Genomic DNA, 22,273 nt, shown 5'->3' with positions numbered 1-22,273 from the left:
GCGAGCCTCAGCTCTTTGCCTTGGTGGGTTCGGACGGCTTGCCGCTGTCCTTCGGCTTCTTCTTGAAGCTCGACAGGATGTTGCCGAGCAGGTTCACGTCGACGCCCTGGCGCCGCATGATCACATATTGCTGGATGATCGACAGCGTGTTGTTCCAGGCCCAGTAGATCACCAGGCCGGCCGGGAACGTGCCGAGCATGAAGGTGAAGATCACCGGCATCCAGTTGAAGATAACCTGCTGGGCCGGGTCGGTCGGCGCCGGGTTGAGGCGCATCTGCACCCACATCGTGACGCCCATGATCAGCGGCCAGACACCGATGAGCAGCATGGCCGGCACGGTCCACGGGATCAGGCCGAACAGGTTGAAGATCGAGGTCGGATCGGGTGCGGAGAGGTCGCGAATCCAGCCGAAGAACGGCGCGTGCCGCATCTCGATGGTGACGAAGATGACCTTGTAGAGCGAGAAGAAGACGGGGATCTGGATCAGCACCGGCCAGCAGCCGGCGAGCGGATTGATCTTTTCCTTCTTGTAGAGCGCCATCAGCTCCTGCTGCTGCTTCACCTTGTCGTCGGCGAACCGCTCGCGGATCGCCTGCATCTCCGGCTGCACCTTCTTCATCGCGCTCATCGACTTGTACGACTTGTTCGCGAGCGGGAAGAACACGGCCTTGACGACGACCGTCACCAGCAGGATGGCGACGCCGAAATTGCCGACCAGACGGTAGAACCAGTCGAGCAGGTAGAACAACGGCTTGGTGAAGAAGTAGAACATGCCCCAGTCGATCAGGAGATCGAAGCGGTCGATCTTGAGGCTGTCCTGGTAGTGCTGGATGACGTTGACCTGCTTGGCGCCGGCGAACATCAGGTTCTCGGCGGTCGCGGTGCCGCCCGGCGCGATCGTGACCGGCGCGCTCTTGAAGTCGGCCTGGTAGAGCGGGTTGGCGCCGCCGACATGGGCGAAGCTGGCGTCGAAGGTCTTGGTGTCGCGCGGCACGACGGCGGCGGCCCAGTACTTGTCGGTGATGCCGAGCCAGCCGGTCGAAACGCCGGCGAAGGTGGCGGGGCCGTCCTCGCGCAGGTGCTTGTAGGTGAATTCCTGCAGGCCGTTGTCGCCGAGAACGCCGAGCGGTCCCTCATGCAGGATGTAGTAGCCCGCGACATGCGGCTCGCCGAGGCGCGTGACGCGACCATAGGGCGAGATCGTGACCGGGGCGCCGGTCGCGTTGGCGACCTCGTCCTTGACGGTGAACATGAACTCGGGATCGACCGAGATCGTGCGGGTGAAGGTCAGGCCGGCGCCGTTGTCCCAGGTGAGCACCACCGGCGTCTCGACCGTGAGCTTGGCGCCTTCGGGGGCCGTCCAGAGCGTGTCGGGGCCGGGAACCGCGGTTCCCGCCTGGCCGACCCAGCCGAACTCGCCGAAATAGCCGTTCGGGGCGTTGGAGGGCGAGAGCAGGATGATGGTGGGGCTGTTGGGCTCGACCGTCTCGCGGAAGCCGTCGAGATGCAGGTCGTCGAGCCGGGCGCCCTTCAGGTTGATCGAGCCGGTGACCGACTTCGTGTCGATGGGCACGCGCGGCGTGGTGGCGAGCGCCGCCTCGCGCGTCAGGATCGCGCCGGGCGCGGCCTGGGCCGGAGTGCCCGGCGTCGCGCTCGTGCCGGGCGCGGCGGCATCGGCGGCGGCCGAGGCGGCCTCGTGAGAGGCCTGCTGCTGTTCCTGCGCAATCCGGCTGGCCTGCTCGAGCTTCGGGCCAGCGACGAAATACTGCCATCCGAAAACCACCGCCACGGACAGGACGACGGCTAGGATCAGATTGCGGTTATCGGTCATCGTTCACGTCTTTCGGGTGAGGTCGCTTGGCCCGGTTGCCGGGCTGTTCCTTGCCACGCTCGGACCGGCGCGCGCCGGCGGCGGGACGCTGCAGGGCGTCGAAGCCGGAAATAAGGTCCGCCACGAGAAGTTCGAAGGGCTGCGACAGAGCGGCGCGGCGGCCGACAAGCACATAATCCGTCGCCGCGGCGGCGTGCGCGCCACCGGCGAGGTGGATCGCCGCCTTCAGTCGGCGCCGGATCCGATTGCGCTCGGGCGAATTGCCCATCTTCTTCGTGACCGTGTAGCCGATGCGCGCGGCACGGTCCGGTGCATCCGCGTCGGGATCGCGCTTCTGCAACACAAAACCGCGCCGGGAGGCACGAGCCCCTCCGGCGACGGCGAGAAATTCGGCGCGTTTCTTGAGACGATCCATGGTCTTCATCTGATCCATGGGAAGCCTTTCCGGGCGCCGGCCGGCCATCCCCTGCCGAATTAGGCAGTGAGCTTCTTGCGGCCCTGGGCGCGGCGGGCAGCGATGACCTTGCGGCCACCGACAGTCGCCATGCGGGCGCGGAAGCCATGACGGCGGCTGCGAACGAGCTTGCTCGGTTGATAGGTGCGCTTCATGCGTCGTCACCGCCCGGGGCGGCCCCTCGAATTCAATGTCAATCGTCGGATGAGCGAGCCTTCCCGACGGCGTGTTTCAGTTCGGACAGGTAATCCGAGCCAAGGCATGACGGGGAGCGTGCTCTCGTGTGCCCGGCTTATACGGACAAGGTCCGGCCAAGTCAACGCGACTCCGGCCGGCTGGTGAACCGACGCGTGAGCCGAATGGCGGCGGGTGTCGGCGATGGCGGCGAGGGGACTGGCCGCGCCGGGCAAGCGTTGGTTTGACGCGGTGCGTCGGCTTGGCGCATCATGCCCCGTCATCGGCCACGAAGGAGCGCCGATTGAACGACGGCAGTGTGACGGGCATCAACGTCGGAGCGGGAGACGGCGGCACGATCGAGCAGGCCGCGGTTCCGGAGGTCACGCCTGTGCGTCCGCGCGGCCATGGCTTCGGGCTTTCTCTCAAGCTGATCTGCCTCACGGTCGTCTTCGTGATGATCAGCGAGGTGGCGGCCTTCGTCCCTGCGATTTCCGGCTACCGCGTCAGCTTCCTGGAGGAGCGGCTGGCGACGGCCGAGGCGGCGAGTGTCCTGCTCGGGTCGTCGGCCTGGAGTGACGTGCCGCGCGCGGTGCAGGACGAACTGCTCGCATCGGTCGGCGCGACGGCGATCGTGCTGCGCACCGGCGACGTGACGCGACTGCTGGCGACGAACGAGATGCCGCCGAGCGTCGACGAGATCGCGGACCTCCGCCATACCGATCTGATCGGCTCCGCCGCCGCGGCCATCGCGACGCTGCTGGCCTGGCAGCCGCGCACGCTGCGCGTCATCGGCCCGGAAGTCGGCGGGCAGAGCCTCGAGCTGGTGATCAGCGACCGGCCGCTGCGGGCGGCGATGCTGAATTTCGCGTGGGCCATGCTGGTGATTTCCGCCGTGATCTCGATTCTCACGGCGGTGTTCATCTATGTCAGCCTGCAGCGCATGCTGATCCGGCCGATGCGGCGGCTGGCTCAGGCCATGGTGCTCTATTCGGAGGACCCCGAGGACCGGGCGCGGATCATCGAGCCGAGCGGACGTTCGGACGAGATCGGCATTGCCGAGGTCAAGCTGGCGGCGATGCAGGGGCACCTGACCGAGACGCTGGCGCAGAAGCGCCATCTCGCCGATCTCGGGCTCGCCGTTTCGAAGGTCAATCACGACCTGCGCAATCTGCTCGCCTCGGCGCAGCTGTTTTCGGACCGGATCGCGGCCTTGCCCGATCCCGCCGTCCAGCGGTTCGCGCCCAAGCTGATCGCCGCGCTCGGGCGGGCCATCGAGTATTGCCAGTCGACCCTCACCTATGGCCGGGCGCGCGAGCGCGAGCCGCAGCGGCGTCTGGTCGCACTGGCGCGGGTCGTGCACGACGCCGCCGAGGTGCTCGGGCTCGACAATCATCCCGACATCCGTTTCGAGAGCCGGGTGGCGTCGGGTTTCGAGGTCGATGCCGATCCCGAGCAACTGTTTCGCGTCGTGCTCAATCTCTGCCGTAACGCCGTTCAGGCGATGGAAGGCGAGGCCGATCCGGCCGTGGTCCGCCGGCTCTGGATCGAGGCGCGCCGCGAGGGATCGGTCGTGTCGATCCGGGTCGGCGACACGGGACCCGGCGTCTCGGTCAAGGCGCGCGAGCATCTGTTTCAAGCGTTCCAGGGGGGCGTTCGACCGGGGGGGACGGGGCTCGGTCTGGCCATCGCGGCGGAGATCGTGCGGGCGCATGGCGGCACGATCGGGCTGGTCGACCAGCGCGCGCCGGGAGCGGTTTTCGAGATCACCATACCCGACCGGCCGATCGCCCTGGATCTCGCCGCCCGCGCCAGGGTTGGCTAGGGGTTCCAAATTTTCCCCACAGGATCGTGAAAATCGCCGCTTGCATTCGTCGGAACGAGGCTGTAGCAATCCCCTCGTCGACGACCTGATGGTCGGCACGGCGCCCCGGAGTGTTGCTCCCCGGCGTCGAAAATCGGCAGGCGCCCGTAGCTCAGCTGGATAGAGCACCAGACTACGAATCTGGGGGTCAGAGGTTCGAATCCTTTCGGGCGCGCCATTTTCCTTCGAAAATTCAACGGCTTGACCGAAGCCGCTCTGAAGCGCGTTCCCTATGCGTTCCCCATCACCCGTTCCCCACGCGTTCCCGGTGCTCCTTTCGCTTGGTTGCGACCCGGCGCGATGATTCCAGCTCGCCGCGATCGTAGACCCTCGACGTGACTGTCGGGTCGGAATTCGCCGCATGCTTCGACACATCTTCCACGGCAGCGCCCGCATCCCGTACTTTGGTGATGCCGCCTGCGCAGCTATCCCTGTTCCAGACTTCCTTCGGGACGCCGGCTGCAGTTGCGATCTTGCGCCAGCGCTTGCTGTACTCCTTTTCGGAGTAGGGCAGCCCTGAGCGCTCGTCGATGATCATCGGCCCGATCCGATCCTCCGTCCGCACGCGGGCGATCTCGGCCGCGATGAGGGGGTAGAGCGTCGTATCGATCTTCATCTCGCGGCCAGTCTTCGGCGTCGCGAAGTCGATCAGGCCCTGGCTGTCGAGATGCGCCCATGTAAGGCCATCCGTCCAGCGCTTGCCGTTCATGCGGATCCCGCCGGTTGCGTTCTCGTCCGGCTCCCACTGACCCGTTACGCTCGACTGGCGGAACATGCCTTCGAACTGCAGCGCCTGGCCGAAGGCGATGGAATGCGCCCCGGCCTCGTGTGCTGCCGCGATGATGGCCTGCACCTGGTCGAGGCTCGGCGTCTGCTTTCTCAGCTTTGGCACCTGGAAACGTGCCTTGGCAAGAATTGCTGCCAGCCGATCGCATTCCGGCACCTCTGCCAGAACGCCGAAGTTGATCACCATGCGCAGCATGGTCATCAGTCCGTGAGCCGAGCGCAGCTGCTCGGGTTCGCCCTCCTCCTTGGGGCGGCCTCGAGGTCGTCGGGTCCATAGTGCAGGCGAGCCGTCTTCGGTTCGTATCCGCGTTTGGCGATGTCGCCACGGGCGACCCAATAGGGCACCCGAACGCCATCCGCGTGCTGGCGCCACTTGAGGCCCGGCGCATCGACAGTTTCCATCATCCCTAATTCTCTTCTCCGTCCTGGGCGGACGCGGAGATAGTGCCATGAATCGCATGGCACCTGTCCAGCCAGGCGCGCACGGCCGGCCGGTAGCGCTTGCCGATCAGTGCGTCTTTCCGGGGCAGTCCGTCGCGCTCGAGCACCGGCGCGAGGCGGCGCCATGTCTTTTCCGAGACGCCGACGCGCTGGGCGACCTCCTACTCGACCAGATACAGCTTGCCGACGGCCGCAGCGCCTCTCGCGGCCTCAGCGACGTGCAATTCAGTGGCCATGACGCCGTCTCGCGCTACTTTCCAGCGGATGTTGCACCGTTTCGAGCCTGTGCAGATCTGGGAGGGAACTAGTATGCGGCGAGCGATCGGTGATGTCGAGCGCGCGGCGGAATGGCTGTTGGAACGATGGCCGCCGGCGTTCGGGGATACCGAGGTGCATTGGGCGGCGCGGCAGGTTTGCCTCGACGCCTGGGAGGGGCGAGCGCCGGCCGAGGTCCGGATCTGGAAGCGGCGAGGCGTCGGCGCGCTCTTCGTGGCTGGGATCGCTGGCAGCTTCGTCGGCGCGGGCGTCGCTTGGATGTGGCAGGGGCTGATCGCGAAGGTGATGCGGTTGGGGTGAGGCTTGCTCGGCTCGACGACACTCTCATGCTGATCTGGAGTCGGTTTCCGCATCGGGGAGGCGTAAGAAGAGCCTTCAGAGGTTTCTTGGAGAATATTCCGGATTTATAAGTATTCTTGACCTGAGGGCTTGAGGTCGGTTGTGCGGCCGCCCTGGAACTTGAGGCGGCGATCAGGAAATCGGAGCTTTGAAAACTGAAAAGGCGGCTCCACTAGAGAGCCACCTCTATGCTGTTTCCGACCGCCCGGTCGACGACGGACTCGCACGCCCGCGGCAATCTAGGCGCTAGGCATTGGGACGTTGCTTTCCCTTGCGGCGCTGAAGATTTCGGCGTAGCTCTCCAACAATTCCTCGTGCGAATTGAGGGATCGCAGCACGGCGTTGGAGGCATTCGCCATCTGCGCACGCCGCTCATCGTCTGCGATCAGGACGGCGAGCTGGGACCCTAACTTCGCGATATCACCGCTAGCGTAGAAAAGCGCATTTTCATCCTCCCGGACCTGCTCGACTACGCCGAAAACGGGAGTTGTCACAATGGGTAAGCCCGCGTCCATCGCTTCAAGGATCACGCGTGGATAGCTTTCCATTCTTGAGGTGAAGCAAAACACGTCGGCTGCTAGCCAGTAGTCGGAGGCGTCGGTCGTCTCTGGGACAATCGTGACTTGATCCTTCCAGGGCTTCGTCGCGATCAACTGTCTCAGGGACTCGGCGTACGCGTCTTGGCGAGCGCCCACTAAGAACACCCTGCAACGTGCTCGTTGAGCATCCGCAATGAAATCGATGCCTTCAATCATTTCCCTTTGGTTTTTGCGGGAGCAAATTGTTCCCAAATTCAGAATCATAACTTGGTTGTCATCAATACCTAGACGCTGCCGCGCTGATGCCCTGCGAGCAGGTGTCTTGTCATTCGAGCTTTTCGGAAGAGCGTTTTGGATAACGACGAAGTTCCCAAGCCGATCCACGGGGGTCCACGATCGTCTGGTACTATTTGCAACGAAGACAACTCGATACGGGATAGCGAACGTGTCTATCGCCAGGTCCCGCATCGTGCTCCGGAAGCCGTCATAGTATGTCTCCCATGGCTCGCTTTCCCGAATATTCCACACGCTTGGGACTCCTGCCATTCGGGCTAGCTGTATAGCCCAAAATGCTTCTGCGGTATTCGCGTAGACAACCTGAAATCGTGCGACGCCAAGCTTTGTAAGTTGTCGTCCGATCCTCAGAAAGAACAGCTCAGGCGTTAGCTTAGCGCGTAGGGCAACTGGATGTTCGTCAAGGATTACTACTTGAATTCCTTCCGCCTCGTATTTCGCGCGAAGAGGGCCGTCTTCAGGGCTGACGACCACAGGCAATACCCTTCCCTTCCGCTTCAATCCAATTACGATCTCCGCCTGACTGTTGGGCGCCCCTGCAAGGTTAAGGTTGTGGCTAACGACAAGTACGGAGACCGGGGTTTCGGATGCAACCGGTACAACCGTAGGCTTAAGCTCGAGCCGCCCCGCTGAAAGGTGCAGGTGAGGGCTGATATAGGGGTCTTTTTGGTGCCGAAGAGCATCCCTCATCGCCGAGATTTCGTGGATGCTATTGCGCTTTCCTCGTGTGGTGCCCTCATGATGTAGGAGGGCCGCTTCGCCAGCATAAACGCAGCGATAGCCGGCGTTTCGAACGCGTAGGCAATAGTCAACATCGTTGTAGGCTACAGCGAAACTTGTCTCGTCGAACCCACCGAGCGCTTTGAATAGATGGCGGCTAGTCAACATGCATGCTGCGGTTACCGCCATGGTATTCCGAGCTACTCGAGGATCAATATAAGGGTGCTGGTGGGCTAGTCCGCGAAATAGAGTTAGCCCCTCTGAAAGCGGCCCTGCCACACTGATCCCGCCGTGTTGGATGCGGCTCTCGCTGAAGAGTAGTCTCGCGCCAACGACACCTACCCCGTATATTTGCGCCCAGCCGACCAATTGGCTGAGCCAGTTCTCTTGAATAACCTCAGTGTCATCGTTAAGAAATAACAAATAATCTTCTGAGCACCTGTCCGCCATTACGTTATTAATATTGGCGAAATTGAAAACTCCATTTTTCCTGGTTACCCTTATGACGCTAAATTTTTCTGAAAGACTTTTGAGGTAGCCCAAAGTATCCGCGTCATTGCTTTCATTATCTGCGATATATACCTTATAGTTGCGGTATTTTGTAATATTCATGCTTGTGAGCAGCCTGTTAAGCAAGCGCCACGAGTTGTAGGTTGGGATAACAATTGCGACGGATGGCCCGTCGTCCGGGAATATAGGTTCGTAAACTCCTGCGCCGGCCTTCACGGCCCAATCTGGCCGCCGGACACTGCATATTGCTTTTCTGCGCTGGAAGGCATCTTGTACCGCTCGGATGCCTGCGTCGAAGCTGTAAGGCTTTGCATTGCCGGATATGGCTGTTGATCCAGGAAGCGGGCGGCGCTCATATAGTACGTGCGGGATATGGAGCACGTCTTCCGCAAGCTCGGTGGCTCGCAAGAATAGATCGTGGTCCTGTGAGCCTTCATAGCCAGTCCTGCATCCTCCTATCTTACGATAGAGCGAGAGTTTCATTCCCTTCAGGTGAGATATATAGCAGAAAGACAATAATAGCTCGGGTGACCATCCTGGTTTAAATTTCACACGCGAGTAGTGATTGGTGTCCGAAATTACGGCGTCATCGCTATAGAATACTGACGTATGCTGGCTATTTGCCAGGAATAGGGCCAAAATTGCCAGGGCATCGGGTGCCAACCGATCGTCGTTGTCTAAAAACGTGATATATTCCTTTGTCGCCATTTCGCTGGCGTCGTTGGTGGCGGCAGATATGTGGCCGTTAACAGAGCGAAATCTTACCTTGATGCGTTCATCGAGGCGCTCAAGCGATTCTAGGTATTCGCGAACCTCTGGCTCCGTGCTGCAATCGTCAGCTATCAGTAGCTCCCAATCCTGGAAGCTCTGGCTGAGAACGCTCTCTACCGCCTCTTGCAAGGCAAATATTGGCGGATTGTAGACGGGCATTACAATGGAAATGCCAGTGAGTTTTGGCGCCCTATCGTCTAGGGCGCGCCTGATCAGTTCCGATCGCCGCGACGTCGGTGCGTTGTAGACCTGCCATGCCACCAGCGGCTCAACAAGAATCGGTGTCGATTGAATCGAATCGAGGGCTTCCCGAGATTTTGGCGGAGATGCCAGAGCGGTGTTTATTGCTGCTAACTGGTGGGGCCGGCGCGGGGCGGTGCGGGCGGAGAGAAACGCGCGCTCGTTGCCGCTGACAACGCAATGAAGCAGGGGGTTGCTACCATACGCAGCGGGAAAAGCTTCGAAATATCGATGTGACCGAAATTCGGGGCCGGGTTCCCGTCCTTCGGCGGCGCCGTGGAAATAGTAGTGTCGCGCAGGATCTGTCCCGGCTAACCTTACATCTTCATACGTCTCTGTATACCATTTGGAATCAAAGTAAACGCTGCCGCGTATTTTGGAAACTTCACGCCTCTGTCGAATCCGAGGAAGCATTCTGTAGATAAGTGTACTTAGTCTAGACAATTCTGACTCCGAATTCGGCATTCTAGGCGCCAAAAATTGGTCGCGCTAGGGGCTCGATGCTAGTTTGAAAAGTATCTAACACGCCGGTTTAAGCAAGTCTCGTTCGCCGCACTGTGACGTGGCGTCAATCGTGGCGGCGCGCGTTGGCAACTCGAAGCTGCAATCAAGTTGCTCGGCCTCTGACAATAGAAGAGGCGGCTCCCTCAGAGAGCCTACGTATCTGGGGGGCAGAGGTTCGAATCCTTTCGGGCGCGCCATTTAAGACGCCCTGTCGGGGCGTTTTTGCATTTCGGGCCTCGGTTCTCGCGCGGCGACGGCCGCCTGCGTTCCGTCGAATGGCCGGAGCGGTTGGACATCGCCACGGCGAGCCGGTATCTTGCGCGCATGTTGCGGACCCTGATGATCCTCGTCTCGGTGATGGCGCTTGCGGTCGTGTCTCTCGCGGCCTCGGCACATGAAACCGGCATGGCCATGGCGCGCGACACCGCCGCGCCGATGCAGCACATGGATCCGCACCTCGATCATGCCGCGATGTCGAAGGCGCCAGCCTGCGCCGCCGACAGCATCTGCGCCGACGAGCCGGGCCTTTGCGAGTTGGTCTGCATGGGGGCGGGCGCGATGCTCTGGCCCGCTCCCGCGCCATCGGGCGTGACGGCCCCGCAGAAATCCTATCGTCGTCACCCTGGTGAGGTGCTCGTGGCGACGGCCCCGGGCCCCGGCGATCGTCCTCCCATACCGCGTCTTCCTTGAGCCCGCGGCGGGGCGAGCCCCGCCGTGCCCCCTGGATTTCAAGCGGGACACCTGTCCCGGGATGACGCACATGAAAACCCTTTCGAGACGCGGCTTCATGGCCGCCGGCGCGGCCACGCTGGCCGCAGCCCAGTTCCCCGCCATGGCCTTCGGCCAGCCGGCCGCTCCCCTTCGGCTCGCCGCGACGCGGCGCACGCTCGACATCGACGGTCGCGCGGCCACCGTCTTCGGGCTCGCGGGCCCCGGCGGGCAGGGGCTGGTCCTCGACCCGGGCCAGCGTTTCCGGGTCGATCTCACCAATGATCTCGACATCGGCACGATCATCCATTGGCATGGTCAGATCCCGCCGAACGCGCAGGATGGCGTGCCCGACATGCCGATGCCGTTGCTCGCGCCGGGCGAGAGCCGCAGCTACGACTTCGCCCCATTGCCGGGCACCCACTGGATGCACAGCCATGTGCCGATCCAGGAAATGCAGCTGCTGGCGGCACCCCTGATCGTGCGCAGGCCTGAGGATGTCGCGGCCGACCGGCAGGAGGTCGTGCTGTTTCTGCATGATTTCTCCTTCAAGGCGCCGGAGGAGGTTCTGGAGCAAATCCTGGGTGGGCATGGCGGAGGGCACGGGGGCGGCACGGCTTCCGGCGGAATGGCCGGCATGAACCACGGCAGCATGAACGATGGCGGCATGGCCGGCATGGATCATGGCGTTTCCGCAGACGGCGCCATGGCGATGCCGATGGACATGGGCGGCATGGCGATGGATCTGAACGACTATGATTGGGATGCCTATCTCGCCAATGACCGGACCCTGTCGGATCCGGAGATCGTCAGCGTCGAACGCGGCGGCCGGGTGAGGCTTCGCGTCATCAATGCCGCCGCGGCGACGGTGTTCTGGATCGACACGGGGGCTGCCACTGGACGGCTGGTCGCCGTCGACGGTCATGATGTGCAGCCCGTCTCCGGGTCGCGCTTCGGTCTCGCCATGGGCCAGCGTCTCGACATCGAGATCGACTTGCCGAACGAGGGCGGCGCGTGGCCCATCCTGGCCCTGCGCGAGGGGGCGCGGGAACGGACCGGTATCATCCTGTCCACCCCCGGCGCCGCCATTGCCAGGCTCGAGCCCAAGGCGGAGGTCGAGGCGCCGCCCTTCGACATCGACCTAGCGCAGGAAAGCGGTCTCGCCGCCATCGAAGGCCTGTCCGATCGGGCGGTCGACCACAGCCAGATGGTCATGCTCGGCGGATCGATGCAGCCCTATGTCTGGACCATCAACGGCGCGGTCTGGGGTGAGCATCGGCCCGTCGCTGCGACCGCCGGCGAGCGGGTGGAACTGGCGTTCCACAACATGTCGATGATGGGGCATCCGATGCATCTGCATGGCCATGCCTTCCAGGTCGTCGGCATCAACGGCCGCCGCGTCGCCGGTGCCAGGCGCGACACCGTCTATGTGCCGCCGATGAGCATGGTCACCGTCGCGCTGGATGCCGGCGAGGCGGCGAGCTGGATGCTGCATTGCCATCACATGCCGCATCTGGCGACCGGCATGATGACCGAGTTCCGGGTGGCAACATGAGGGCTCGCTGGATCCTGGCCGGCGTGGCCTTCGTGGCGATTGCCGGCGTCGGCCTCTATTCCGCGAACGCGCAAAGGACCGCGATGCGTGCGGGCGCGGATCTCGAGCAGCGGATAGCTCTCGGCAAGACGGTCTATGACGCGAGTTGCGCGAGCTGCCACGGCGCCAAGCTGGAGGGGCAGCCGGACTGGCGCAACCGTCGCCCGGACGGTCGCCTTCCGGCGCCGCCGCATGATGCGAGCGGCCACACCTGGCACCATGCCGACGCGCAGCTGCTGGCGATCATCCGGCTCGGCACGGCGGCCGTCGTCGGCGACGGCTACGAGAGCGACATGCCGGGCTTCGCGGATGTCCTGACCGACGCCGAAAGCGCGGCGGTGCTTGACTACATCAAGAGCACTTGGCCACCGCGCGAAGCCGACTATCAGCGCCAGCTCTCGGGCGGCTGATCTCGGCGGCCGGCCGCGGCATGCCGTGGCTGGCCCTCGACGCGCGAACGGCATCAAGGCGCTTTTCTGTCGCGCCGGGATCCGCTAGTTCATGATGCGGGGGGAAATCATGACATTCGCAGCCTTTTTGATCCTTGTCGGCCGGATCGTCCTCGGCCTGTTCTTCGTCATCGCCGGCATCCGCAATTTTCTGCGCTATGCCGAGCGCAGCACGCCGGAGACCAACTACGGCTGGAAGCTGCCCGCGCCGGTGACGGCGCTCGGCTTCGCGTCGCAGCTCGTCGGCGGCCTGTCGGTCGTGTTCGGCATCCTGGCGCCCTGGGGCGCGGCGCTGCTGATCCTGTTCCTGATCGGCGCCACGGTGCTCTTTCACAATCCTCTTGTTTTCAAGGGCGAGGCGCGCCAGCCGCATATCTACTTCCTGCTCGTGAACTGCGCGCTCGCCGGCTACTGCCTGATGGTGATCGGCACGGCGCTCTGAAGCGTCGGCCGCCATCCAGGCTCGAGCGGGGGGCGGCGTTCAGCGCATGTCCGGCGCCGAACGGTTCTAGTGCGACACCGAATTCGAGAAGACGTTGACGATGATGACGCCGGTGATGATGAAGCCGAGGCCGATCAGCGCCGCCGTGTCGAGCGTCTGGCGGAACAGGACCAGGCCGATCGCAGAGATCAGCACGATGCCGAGGCCGCTCCAGATCGCATAGGCGATGCCGACCGGCATGGTCTTCAGCACGATCGTCAGGAAGTAGAACGCGGCGCCATAGCAGACGAGCGTGCCGAGCGTCGGCAGCAGTCGCGTGAACTGCTGCGTCTGCTGCAGGAGTGTGGTTCCCATGACCTCGCAAGCGATGGCGACGCCGAGCGACGCGTAGGTGACGAGCGGGGAACTCATGGCAGGTCTCTCTCGGGTTGGGTCATTTCGAGCAGCCGGTCGCGCAGCGCGCAGCGCTCCATGCGGAGCGCCGGATCCAGATCGCAGAGATCGGACAGCCAGATGCCGTCGGCGGCGTAGCGGACGATTTCCAGCGCCGGATCGGAATCGGTATCGGCATGTCGCAGCAGGCGCGCGCGATACCAGTCCGACCAAAGCCGCCGCAGCATCGGGTCGGTCATCATCGAAATCGACAGCGCGCCCCAGGGGCTTGGTATCTTCGATTCCATCAGGCGGATCGCCGAATCGACATAGGCGCGGGTAAAGCGGCCATAAGCGACGGGATCGTCGGCAAGCAGCGCATCGATCTCGGCGTCCAGCTGCTCCAGCAGATCGATGAACACGCCCTCGATCAGCTTCTCCTTGCTGGGGAAGTGATGGAACAGGCCGCCCTTGGTCACGTCCGCCGCATCGGCGACCGCCTGGATGGTCAGTGACGACAGGCCCGTCTCGACGGCAAGGTTCGCCGCGCAGTCGAGAAGCCTGCGGCGGACCCGTTCGGGCTGCTTCTTGCGTTCATGCGCGATCGTCATGTCCTAAACATACCATTTGGTCGGTATGTTTCAAGGGATGACGGGGACCAGGCGGGGTGGCAATGCGCGCGGTTTCGAGCGGGTCGGTTCGAGCGAAGGGAATCCGCCCGACAGAAGGTGGGTCACATCCTTCGACGAATGGCTCAGGCACCCGCCAAAACGAAGACGACCGGCGCATGGAGTCATGCGCCGGTCGCGGAAGCAGGGCGGCCGATCGTCGGGGCGACGGGCCGCGGAGAAAAGCGTCAGTCGTTCAGCTCGGTGTCCGGCATCGAGACGAAGATCAGCACGCAGATGATCGTGATGAAGAAGCGGAACGCCGATTCGATGCCGTTCCAGGTCTGCGACATCCACATGCCGAACCATTCGCCGCCGACCGACAGGAACGCGACCTGCCAGACCAGGAAGCCGAAGGCGAGGCCGCCGATGGCCCACTTCTTCGAACGGTTGAACGAGCGGGCGTCGGCGCCGAGGCGGCCGAGCATGGCGAAGGTGCCGATCCAGCACAGGATCGCCGTCAGCGTCTCGGCGGCGATGATCAGGTTGTAGGCGACATGGTGCAGGGTCGGATTGCTGATCGCGCGGTAATGGATCGTCGCGTTCGGGAAGATCGTGTCCATCAGCAGGACGTGCTGCACGAACTCGAAGTTCGAGCCGTAATCGGTGATGTTGCCGAACGCGACGAGCGTCGCGAAAAAGGCGATGGAGGCGACGAGCGCCGTCTTGCTGAGTCGGGTGATTTGCATGGTCCGTTCCTTTCGAGAGCCTTGCAGCTTTCGGAAGATGAAACAGCAAAGATTCTACAATTCGGTAAATGTCGCCGGCATCGAATTCTTGCGCACTATTGGCCGCGTCATGACGTTGCGGCGGCATGATTTCTTCGAGGGTCGTGCCTGCTTCGCGGTCCGGCCGCCGCTAGCGATAGCCGGTGGTGTCGGCCGGCTTGCCGGCTTCGTGCACCTCGAGCAGGTAGCGGAACGCGTCCGGCCGGGAGCCGTCGAGGTCGGTGAAGCCATAGACCTGCGCCAGCCCGCCGCTCGAGAGCGACTGGCCGTTCCAGCGCGCCCGCTCGGGATCGGCCGCCAGCGCCGCCACGGCGCGGCCGACGAAGCGCGGCGTCTCGGAGATGGCGAAATGCGCGTCGGTCTCGGTCGCGTCGCGCCAGTTCGCTTCCGCGACGCCGAAATGCTCCAGCATCATTTCCGAGCGCAGCCAGCCCGGCGTTAGCGACACCGACGTCGCGCCATGCGGCGCCAGATCCTTCGCATGCGCCCAACCCATGCGGTTCACCGCCGTCTTGACGAGATCATAGAAGGGCGACAGCCGGTAGTGCGTGGCGTTGTACTCCGCCGTGCCGTCGGTCATCTCGACCAGCAGGCCACCCGGACGCTCGATCATGAGCGGCAGGGCGAAATGCGCGGTGATGAGGTGCGTGTCGATGCCGAGGCGTAGCAGGCGAAGTCCGTTGTCGAGATCGTGGTCCCAGACCGGCTTGTTCCATTCGAACAGCTTCTCGCCGCCCCAGATGTCGTTGACCAGGATGTCGAGCCGTCCCTGCTCGGCGCGGATCCGCTCGACCAGAGCTCGAACCTGCTCGGGAACCAGATGGTCGGTCGGCACCGCGATGCCCCGGCCGCCTGCCGCCGTCACCAGTTCGGCCGTCTCCTCGATCGTCTCCGGCCGGTCGTATTCGGAGCGTTGCGCCCGGGTCGAGCGGCCGGTGACGTAGACCGTCGCTCCGGCGGCGCCGAGTTCGGTGGCGATGCCGCGCCCGGCGCCCCGCGTCGCGCCCGCGACGAGGGCGATCCTGCCTTGCAGATCCGTCGACATTTTCCGTTCTCCGGCTTTCCTGTCGGGCGATTTCAATATATAAATGATTATTCGTTTATAAATGAGAGTCAAGATGGCGCGCCGCAAGACACTGTCCGACGAAGCCGTGCTCGACGCGGCGCTCGGCCTCATCCACCAGCGCGGGCCGGAGGCGCTGACCTTCGAGAGCCTGTCGCGGGCTTGCGGATTGTCGGGCGCGACGCTGGTGCAGCGCTTCGGCAGCAAGGCCGCGCTGAAGCAGGCCGCGCTGCTGCGGGCCTGGGACGGTCTCGACGCGCAGACGGCGAGCCTCGTGGCGGCGGTGCCGAGGACGCCGGCGGGCGCCATCGCGCTCCTCGTCGGGCTCTCCGACTATGGCGAGATCGAAGCCTATGCGGAGGGGCTTCTCGTGTTGCGCGAGGATCTGCGCGATCCGCAGCTCCGCGCGCGCGGCGCGGCGTGGCAGGCCGCGCTGGTCGCGGCGCTCGATGCCTGCTTCGCGAATACGCCGGCCGCCCCTCGCGACATCGGCCAGTTGATGGCGGCGCAATGGCAGGGATCGCTCCTCTGGTGGAGCTTCGATCCCGAGGGCCCGATCGGCGATCATGTCCGGCGCGAACTGGCTCGCCTGGTCGCCGCACTGGTCGCGGAGAATGGCGGGGCCTGACGTGCCGAGGCCGTAGCGCGCGCGGCGCGGGAATGGCAGGGTAGCGGCCGCGCCGCGTCGGATGAGGCGTGGCGGCGGGGCCTGGCGGAGGAGACGGCCGGCCCCCCATAGAAATGACGAGGGGAGCGAGACGAATGGCGGAATTGGCGGGCAAGGTGGCGATCGTGACGGGCGGCGCCACCGGCATCGGCTTTGGCGGCGCGCGGGCGCTGGCGGCGGAGGGCGCGACGGTGGTCCTGTTCGGCCTGGACAGGGGCGCGCTGGACAAGGCCGTGGCTACATTGGAGGCCGAGGGCGGCAAGGCGCATGGCGTTGTCGGCGACGTCGCCAGCGACGCGTCGGTTTCGGCCCTCGTGGCGGAGGCGGCGGAGAAAGTCGGCCGCATCGATATCATCGTCAACAGCGCCGCCATCCAGCCCTATGGCACGGTCGAGACCATGTCGGAGGCGGATTGGGACCGCGTGCTCGGCGTCAACCTGAAGGGCACCTATCTGACCGCCCATCACGCCATTCCGGTGATGCGCAAGTCGGGCGGTGGCGCGATCGTCAACATCGCCTCGGTTCAGGGCATCGCCTGCCAGACCAATGTCGCCGCCTATGTCGCCTCCAAGGGCGGCCTGCTGGCGCTGACCCGCGCCATGGCGCTCGATCACGCCAAGGACGGCATCCGCGTCAACGCCGTCTGCCCCGGCTCGATCGATACGCCGATGCTGCGCTTCGCGGCGAGCGAGAACCTCGATGGCAAGACCGAGGACGAGGTGATCGCCTCCTGGGGCGCGGCGCATCCGATCGGCCGCGTCGGCCGGCCCGAGGATGTCGGCGCGATGATCGCCTTCCTCGCCGGTCCCCGCGCCGCCTTCTGCACCGGCGGCGAATACAAGGTCGATGGCGGCCTGCTCGCCAAGATCGGCGTCGTGCTGCCCGACTGACCGATCGAGCCCAAACGAAAAGAGCCCCCGGCGGCGATCCGCGCGGGGGCTCTTTCTTAGGTCGCCGTCGCGACTACTCGGCGTCGGCGCGCAGCAGGCCGATGCCTTCCTCGGTCAGCACATAGCCGTTGACGCGGGTCTTCACGAGGCCGAGCTCGATCAGCTTCTGCACGGCCTTGCCGTTGAGCCCGACATAGGGGCCGGGGCGCGACACGCGGGCGAGCGTCTTGAGCTCGATCTGGGTGAGGTCTGACTTGGAAACGGCCATGATGCGGATCCTCTTGATGTTTGGCCGCGGACAATAGCGATTCCTGAGCCGAAGGCCAGCGCCGCGCCGCGAATTCGCCGTCGGGCTATTCGGCCGCCTCCAGCAGGCCGCGCTTCCTGAGCAGCGCCGACGGCTCCGGATCGCGGCCGCGGAAGGCGCGATAGGCTTCCTCCGGCTTGCGCCGGTTGCCGGCGGCGTAGACGAAATCGCGCAGCTTCGTGGCGACGTCGGGCGCGAAGATGTCGCCCGCTTCCTCGAAGGCACCGAAGCCGTCGGCATCGAGCACCTCGGACCAGAGATAGGAATAATAGGCCGAGGAGTAGCCGTCGCCGGCGAAGACGTGCTGGAAATGCGGCGAGCGGTGCCGCATGACCATCGCTTCCGGCATGCCGATCTCGTCGAGAATCCGGGCCTCGAACGCCGTGGCGTCCAGCCCCTCGGTCGAGGCGAGCAGGTGGAATTCGAGATCGACCAGTGCCGACGAGACATATTCGACGGTGGCAAAACCCTGGTTGAAGGTGCGGCTCGCCATCAGCCGGTCGATCAGCGCCTGCGGCATCGGTTCGCCGGTCTTGTAGTGCAGCGCGAAGCGCTCCAGCACGTCGGGCTGCTCGAACCAGTGCTCGTAGAGCTGCGACGGGAACTCGACGAAATCGCGCGCCACGTTGGTTCCCGCGAGCAGCGGATAGGTGACGTCGGAGAGCAGGCCGTGCAGGCCGTGGCCGAACTCATGGAACAAGGTGCGGGCGTCGTCGAAGGAGAGCAGCGTCGGCTGGCCCTCGGCGCCCTTGGCGAAGTTCATGACGTTGACGATGATCGGGCGGATGTCGCCGGCGAGCCGCTCCTGGCCGCGATATTCGCTCATCCAGGCGCCGGAGCGCTTCGAGGAGCGGGCGAAATAATCGCCGAGGAACAGGCCGACCGGCTTGCCGTCGCGATCCCTGACCTCGAACACGCGCACGTCGGGGTGATAGACGGGAACGTCGAAACGCTCGGTGAAGGTGACGCCGAACAATCGCGTCGCGGTGTCGAAGGCGGCGGCGATGATCTTGTCGAGCTGCAGGTAGGGCTTCAGCTGGCTTTCATCGAGATCGAACTCGGCCTTGCGACGCTTCTCCGAATAATAGCGCCAGTCCCAGGCGGCGATGTCGAAATTGCCGCCCTCGGCGCGTGCCAGTTCCTGCAGCGCGTCGCGCTCGGTGATCGCGCGGGCGCGGGCGGGCGTCCATACGGACTGGAGCAGGCCCATCGCGGCTTCCGGCGTCTTGGCCATGGAATCATCGAGGCGGTAGTGGGCGAAGGTCTCGAAGCCGAGCAGCTTCGCCCGCTCGGCACGCAGCGCCACCGTCTCGGCGATGATGGCGCGGTTGTCGGTCTTGCCGGCCTCGCCGCGGGCGATCCAGGCGGCGAACGCCTTCTCGCGCAGGTCGCGGCGGGCGGAGAATTGCAGGAACGGCTCGATCGACGAGCGCGACAGCGTGATCACGTGCTTGCCGTCGAGGCCGCGCTCCTTCGCCGCCTGGGCGGCCGCGTCGCGCAGGAAGTCGGGCAGGCCGGCGAGGTCGTCCTCGCCCTCCAGCACCAGGCTCCAGCTCTTCTCGTCGGCGAGCACGTTCTGGCCGAAATTGGTGCCGAGCGTCGCGAGGCGTTCCGAGATCGCCGCGACCCGCGCCTTGGCCTCGGGCGCGAGCGCCGCGCCGGCGCGGACGAAGGCGGTGTGATAGCGGTCGAGCACGCGGGCCTGCTCGGCGTCGCGGCCGGCGGCGCCCGCCTTGAAGAGCGCGTCGATGCGGGCGAACAGCTTGGCGTTCTGGTAGATCGCGCTGCTATGGCGCGACAGCACCGGCGCGAGGTCGAGCTCGATCGTCTCCAGCTCGTCATTGGTATGCGCGCCGGTCAGGTTGAAGAACACGCTGGCGACGCGGTCGAGCTGGCGCCCGGCGCGCTCCATGGCGGCGATCGTATTGTCGAAGGTCGGCGCCTCGCGATTCTCAGCGATTTCAGCGATTTCGGCATTGTGGGTGGCGATGGCCGCCTCGAAGGCGGGCGTGTAGTGCGCCGGCGTGATCGATGCGAAGGGCGGGACGCCGAAAGGCGTGGTCCAGGGCGCGAGCAGCGGATTGTCGGCGGTCATGCGGGCCTCGATGAGAATGGGCAGATGCCAGACATGGAGGGTTTGGCGGCGCGGTTCAAGCTTAATGCCGGCCGCATTCCTCTCTATAGGAGAGAGATTGAGCCGCCTTTCCGATTCGAGTTTTCGCCATGACCGCCTCCGTTCCGCTCCGCCCCCGCATGCTCGTCATCGGCGACGTCATGACCGATGTCATCGTGCGCCCGGAGGGGCCGCTGGTCGTAGGCTCCGACCGCCGCGCCAAGATCGGCCTCTATCCGGGCGGCTCGGGCTGCAACCAGGCGGCCTGGCTCGCCCATCTCGGCATTCCCGTCGCCTTCGCCGGCCGGGTCGGCCGCCGCGACCTCGCCGAGCAGGAGCAGGCGCTCCGTGACGTCGGCGTCGTGCCGGTGCTCGCCGCCGACGACACGCGCGCCACCGGCATGCTGATCGTGCTCCTCTCCGAGGGCGGCGAGCGCAGCTTCCTGACCGATCGCGGCGCCAATGATGGGCTCTGCGCGGACGATCTGCCGTTTTCCATGCTGAACCAGATCGATCTGGTGCATGTCTCCGGCTACGCCCTGTTCACGCCCGGTCCGCGCGCCGCCGTCATGGCGCTGATGGCCGTGGCGCGGGCGCGCGGTATCACGGTGACGGTCGATCCCGCCTCGGTCGGCTTCCTCGAGGAGGTCGGCCCGTCGAATTTCCTCGGCTGGACCAGCGACGCGTCGATCATCTTCCCGAATGCCGAGGAAGCCGCCTGCCTGACCGGCACGCGCAACGAGGCCGAGCAGATCCGCTTCCTGACCGCGCGCTACGACCTCGCGGTCATCAAGCGCGGCGCGGCGGGGGCGGAAGCGGCCAACCAGTCGATCCGACTGAAGGCGCCGGCGCCCGTCGTCGACGTCAAGGACACCACCGGCGCGGGCGACGCGTTCCTCGCCGGCTTCCTCGCGGCACGCTTCGCCGGCAAGGCGCTCGACATCTGCCTGAACCGCGGCGTTGCCGCTGGCGCAGCCGCGACGACGACGCTCGGCGGCCGCCCAACCGAGAGCACGCCGCTGCCGCTCGGCTGGGGCGATCTCTCGAACACCGGCGGATCGCCCGTCTAGGCTCGGACCCGGCTCGTCGCACCATCGGCGAGCGCCACCTCGATGAGGTGGAGACCCCGTTCAGAGACGCGCGACGGGAATATTTCCGGAAGCCGCGCCTCGTGCGGCGGGACGACCCGGCCGAGGTCGCCGCCGGCGGCCTCCACAATCGCATCAAGCGCGAACACCATGTTGGTCTGGCTGCCGATGCCCATGCCGACCGGCCGGTAGAACGGGTCCGCCGGCTCCCCGCCATCGAGGTTCTCCATCCGGTAGACGAGGTCGCCGGTGACGACGAAGCTGTCGTCGCTTGCGCGCTGGCCGTCATTGCGGATGACGACGAATTGCGAGCCGGGCGTGTGTGTGTCGGCGGCGATCCGGAGGTCGATGCCGGGAAACACGTCCTCCCTGTCGCCGTTCACCGAAACGAGGCGGCCGTCGCGGGCGAGCTCCACGCAGCGCAGGATGTCGGCCGGGTCGGTCGTGCGCATCAGCCAGCGGAAGCGCCGGTCGAGCGACATCGCCCAGATCCAGCGCGAGAGCTCGGTCTCCTGGACGTGGAATGTCGCGTTCGGAAACAGCGCGAGGCCGCCCATGTGGTCGAAATGGGCGTGGGTGATGATGACGTGGTCGATGTCCTCGGGCGTCATCCCTACCTCGGCCAGCACGTCGCGGGGCGCGGCGAAATTCACGACGCCGGAGCGGTCGGCCAGGAACTTGCCATAGGCCGCGTCGTCATGGCCGCAATCGATCAGGATCGTGTGCTCGTCGCTCTTCAGGAGCGTGTAGGCGTAGGGAAGCTTGCAGGTTCCCTTGTTGTGCTCGCCATAGACCAGCGCGCTCAGCGGCATTTCCGGGATGTAGGCATATTCCAGCACCCAGATCGAATAGATGGACATGGGCCCTCCCGGCCGCGCTTCAGGCTTTGACGGGGCCGGGCGTATGCATCGCGCAGCAGGCGCCGGTGAGGTCGATCAGGTCGAAGCCGGGGAGCGCGCGCGAGGCGGAGCCGAGTTCCGTCCAGGCGGCGTTGAGCAGCCGCGTCGGCTCGGTGACGCCTTCGCGGTCGAGGAGAGCGGCGCGGATCCGCGCCAGCGCTTCCGTCAGCCGGGCGGCCGTGGCCAGGAGGTGCTCGTGGTGATGGCGGGCGCGAGGGGAGCGCGGTGCGAGGCGCAGCGTGGCGTCACGGGCGGTCTCGAGCAGCTCTTCGGCGACGGCGCGCATCGGGTGATCCGGCCCGGCCGAGCGGGCGCCGCTCGCCTGGAGCAGCAGCAGGCCGGCGAGCTGCGCCGTGACGACGCGCAGATCGTCGAAGCAGGGGCCCGCCGCCTCGACATAGGCGCGTGTCGCGTCGTCCGGTCCGCCGGATGTGACGCATTCGAGCGGATAGGACGTGACCGCGGCCCGCATGGCTTCCCCCGCCGGCACGACGTTCGTCTCGGTGCCGTTAGGGCAGACTGGCCCGAACGGGGGCGCCGGC

Annotated in this window: 22 protein-coding genes and 1 tRNA gene; 10 read left to right on the top strand and 13 right to left on the bottom strand. The window is 65.1% G+C overall.

Going from position 1 to position 22,273, the window contains the following annotated elements:
* Positions 1-7 precede the first annotated feature (7 nt).
* From yidC to rpmH, 3 genes are read right to left on the bottom strand one after another with little or no spacing between them, the layout of a single operon-like run.
* Positions 8-1,831 (bottom strand): membrane protein insertase YidC, encoded by a 1,824-nt coding sequence (gene yidC, locus G539_RS0121060; protein WP_029076959.1) that lies wholly within the window; start codon positions 1,829-1,831, stop codon positions 8-10.
* A complete protein-coding gene (gene rnpA, locus G539_RS25705; RefSeq protein ID WP_245576934.1) occupies positions 1,821-2,264 on the bottom strand; it encodes a ribonuclease P protein component in 444 nt (147 codons plus the stop codon). Before rnpA ends, yidC begins: the two co-directional genes overlap by 11 nt.
* 41 nt (positions 2,265-2,305) lie before the next feature.
* On the bottom strand, positions 2,306-2,440 hold the full coding sequence (rpmH, locus tag G539_RS0121050; RefSeq protein ID WP_018184825.1) for a 50S ribosomal protein L34: 135 nt from the start codon (positions 2,438-2,440) through the stop codon (positions 2,306-2,308).
* Positions 2,441-2,763: 323 nt separating this feature from the next.
* On the opposite strand from rpmH, the gene G539_RS0121045 reads away from it, so the two are divergent.
* Positions 2,764-4,284 carry a sensor histidine kinase gene (locus tag G539_RS0121045; protein WP_029076958.1) on the top strand — a complete coding sequence of 507 codons (1,521 nt, stop codon included), beginning with the start codon at positions 2,764-2,766 and terminating at the stop codon, positions 4,282-4,284.
* 140 nt (positions 4,285-4,424) lie between these two features.
* Positions 4,425-4,501, top strand: a tRNA-Arg gene (locus tag G539_RS0121040).
* A 66-nt stretch (positions 4,502-4,567) separates the two neighbouring features.
* On the opposite strand, the gene G539_RS25700 is transcribed toward G539_RS0121040, so the two are convergent.
* A complete protein-coding gene (locus G539_RS25700) occupies positions 4,568-5,311 on the bottom strand; it encodes a site-specific integrase (protein ID WP_051231877.1) in 744 nt (247 codons plus the stop codon).
* Positions 5,312-5,784: 473 nt separating this feature from the next.
* Here G539_RS25700 and G539_RS0121030 point away from each other — a divergent pair, with 473 nt between their 5' ends.
* Positions 5,785-6,126, top strand: a complete 342-nt coding sequence (locus tag G539_RS0121030) for a DUF982 domain-containing protein (RefSeq protein WP_035832220.1) — start codon at positions 5,785-5,787, stop codon at positions 6,124-6,126.
* A gap of 278 nt (positions 6,127-6,404) precedes the next feature.
* Here the strand turns inward: G539_RS0121030 and G539_RS26830 are convergent, their stop codons facing one another.
* Positions 6,405-9,704 (bottom strand): glycosyltransferase, encoded by a 3,300-nt coding sequence (locus G539_RS26830; protein WP_084640158.1) that lies wholly within the window; start codon positions 9,702-9,704, stop codon positions 6,405-6,407.
* 327 nt (positions 9,705-10,031) lie between these two features.
* Between G539_RS26830 and G539_RS0121020 the strand changes: the two genes are divergently transcribed.
* The 4 genes from G539_RS0121020 (at position 10,032) to G539_RS25690 (ending at position 12,936) form a co-directional block, all read left to right on the top strand.
* A complete protein-coding gene (locus G539_RS0121020) occupies positions 10,032-10,433 on the top strand; it encodes a hypothetical protein (protein ID WP_156912088.1) in 402 nt (133 codons plus the stop codon).
* Positions 10,434-10,503: 70 nt separating this feature from the next.
* Positions 10,504-12,006 (top strand): multicopper oxidase family protein, encoded by a 1,503-nt coding sequence (locus G539_RS0121015; protein ID WP_029076954.1) that lies wholly within the window; start codon positions 10,504-10,506, stop codon positions 12,004-12,006.
* Positions 12,003-12,455, top strand: a complete 453-nt coding sequence (locus tag G539_RS0121010; protein ID WP_029076953.1) for a c-type cytochrome — start codon at positions 12,003-12,005, stop codon at positions 12,453-12,455. The genes G539_RS0121015 and G539_RS0121010 overlap by 4 nt, the downstream gene beginning before the upstream one ends.
* A gap of 109 nt (positions 12,456-12,564) precedes the next feature.
* Positions 12,565-12,936 carry a DoxX family protein gene (locus G539_RS25690; RefSeq protein WP_051231874.1) on the top strand — a complete coding sequence of 124 codons (372 nt, stop codon included), beginning with the start codon at positions 12,565-12,567 and terminating at the stop codon, positions 12,934-12,936.
* A gap of 66 nt (positions 12,937-13,002) precedes the next feature.
* Here G539_RS25690 and G539_RS0121000 read toward each other — a convergent pair whose 3' ends face one another.
* The 4 genes from G539_RS0121000 to G539_RS0120985 form a co-directional block, all read right to left on the bottom strand.
* Entirely contained in the window at positions 13,003-13,347 is a 345-nt protein-coding gene (locus G539_RS0121000; protein ID WP_029076952.1) for a DMT family transporter, read from the bottom strand.
* Positions 13,344-13,919, bottom strand: coding sequence for a TetR/AcrR family transcriptional regulator (locus G539_RS0120995; RefSeq protein WP_029076951.1), 576 nt, complete (start codon positions 13,917-13,919; stop codon positions 13,344-13,346). Before G539_RS0120995 ends, G539_RS0121000 begins: the two co-directional genes overlap by 4 nt.
* Before the next feature lie 245 nt (positions 13,920-14,164).
* Positions 14,165-14,665, bottom strand: a complete 501-nt coding sequence (locus G539_RS0120990) for a DUF2165 family protein (protein ID WP_029076950.1) — start codon at positions 14,663-14,665, stop codon at positions 14,165-14,167.
* 169 nt (positions 14,666-14,834) lie between these two features.
* Positions 14,835-15,749, bottom strand: coding sequence for an SDR family oxidoreductase (locus G539_RS0120985; RefSeq protein ID WP_029076949.1), 915 nt, complete (start codon positions 15,747-15,749; stop codon positions 14,835-14,837).
* A gap of 73 nt (positions 15,750-15,822) precedes the next feature.
* Between G539_RS0120985 and G539_RS0120980 the strand changes: the two genes are divergently transcribed.
* Both G539_RS0120980 and G539_RS0120975 read left to right on the top strand, forming a co-directional pair.
* On the top strand, positions 15,823-16,395 hold the full coding sequence (locus G539_RS0120980; protein WP_035832218.1) for a TetR/AcrR family transcriptional regulator: 573 nt from the start codon (positions 15,823-15,825) through the stop codon (positions 16,393-16,395).
* Between the two features lie 134 nt (positions 16,396-16,529).
* Positions 16,530-17,324, top strand: coding sequence for an SDR family NAD(P)-dependent oxidoreductase (locus tag G539_RS0120975; protein WP_029076947.1), 795 nt, complete (start codon positions 16,530-16,532; stop codon positions 17,322-17,324).
* 73 nt (positions 17,325-17,397) lie between these two features.
* On the opposite strand, the gene G539_RS0120970 is transcribed toward G539_RS0120975, so the two are convergent.
* Positions 17,398-17,592, bottom strand: a complete 195-nt coding sequence (locus G539_RS0120970; protein WP_029076946.1) for a hypothetical protein — start codon at positions 17,590-17,592, stop codon at positions 17,398-17,400.
* A gap of 85 nt (positions 17,593-17,677) precedes the next feature.
* Positions 17,678-19,726 carry a M3 family metallopeptidase gene (locus tag G539_RS0120965; protein WP_035832216.1) on the bottom strand — a complete coding sequence of 683 codons (2,049 nt, stop codon included), beginning with the start codon at positions 19,724-19,726 and terminating at the stop codon, positions 17,678-17,680.
* Positions 19,727-19,854: 128 nt separating this feature from the next.
* Here G539_RS0120965 and G539_RS25685 point away from each other — a divergent pair, with 128 nt between their 5' ends.
* Complete coding sequence (locus tag G539_RS25685) at positions 19,855-20,814, top strand: carbohydrate kinase family protein (protein ID WP_035832213.1); 960 nt, start codon at positions 19,855-19,857, stop codon at positions 20,812-20,814.
* Here G539_RS25685 and G539_RS0120955 read toward each other — a convergent pair.
* Both G539_RS0120955 and G539_RS0120950 read right to left on the bottom strand, forming a co-directional pair.
* Positions 20,811-21,692: an N-acyl homoserine lactonase family protein gene (locus G539_RS0120955; RefSeq protein WP_029076944.1), complete on the bottom strand. Its 882-nt coding sequence runs from the start codon at positions 21,690-21,692 to the stop codon at positions 20,811-20,813. The genes G539_RS25685 and G539_RS0120955 overlap by 4 nt on opposite strands.
* 19 nt (positions 21,693-21,711) lie before the next feature.
* Complete coding sequence (locus tag G539_RS0120950) at positions 21,712-22,203, bottom strand: hypothetical protein (RefSeq protein WP_029076943.1); 492 nt, start codon at positions 22,201-22,203, stop codon at positions 21,712-21,714.
* Between the last annotated feature and the right edge of the window lie 70 nt (positions 22,204-22,273).

This window comes from Kaistia adipata DSM 17808, from assembly GCF_000423225.1.
Taxonomy (GTDB): Bacteria; Pseudomonadota; Alphaproteobacteria; order Rhizobiales; family Kaistiaceae; genus Kaistia; species Kaistia adipata.
The sequence above is the reverse complement of the archived record's forward strand: the minus strand, read 5'-3'. Positions and strand labels throughout refer to the sequence as shown.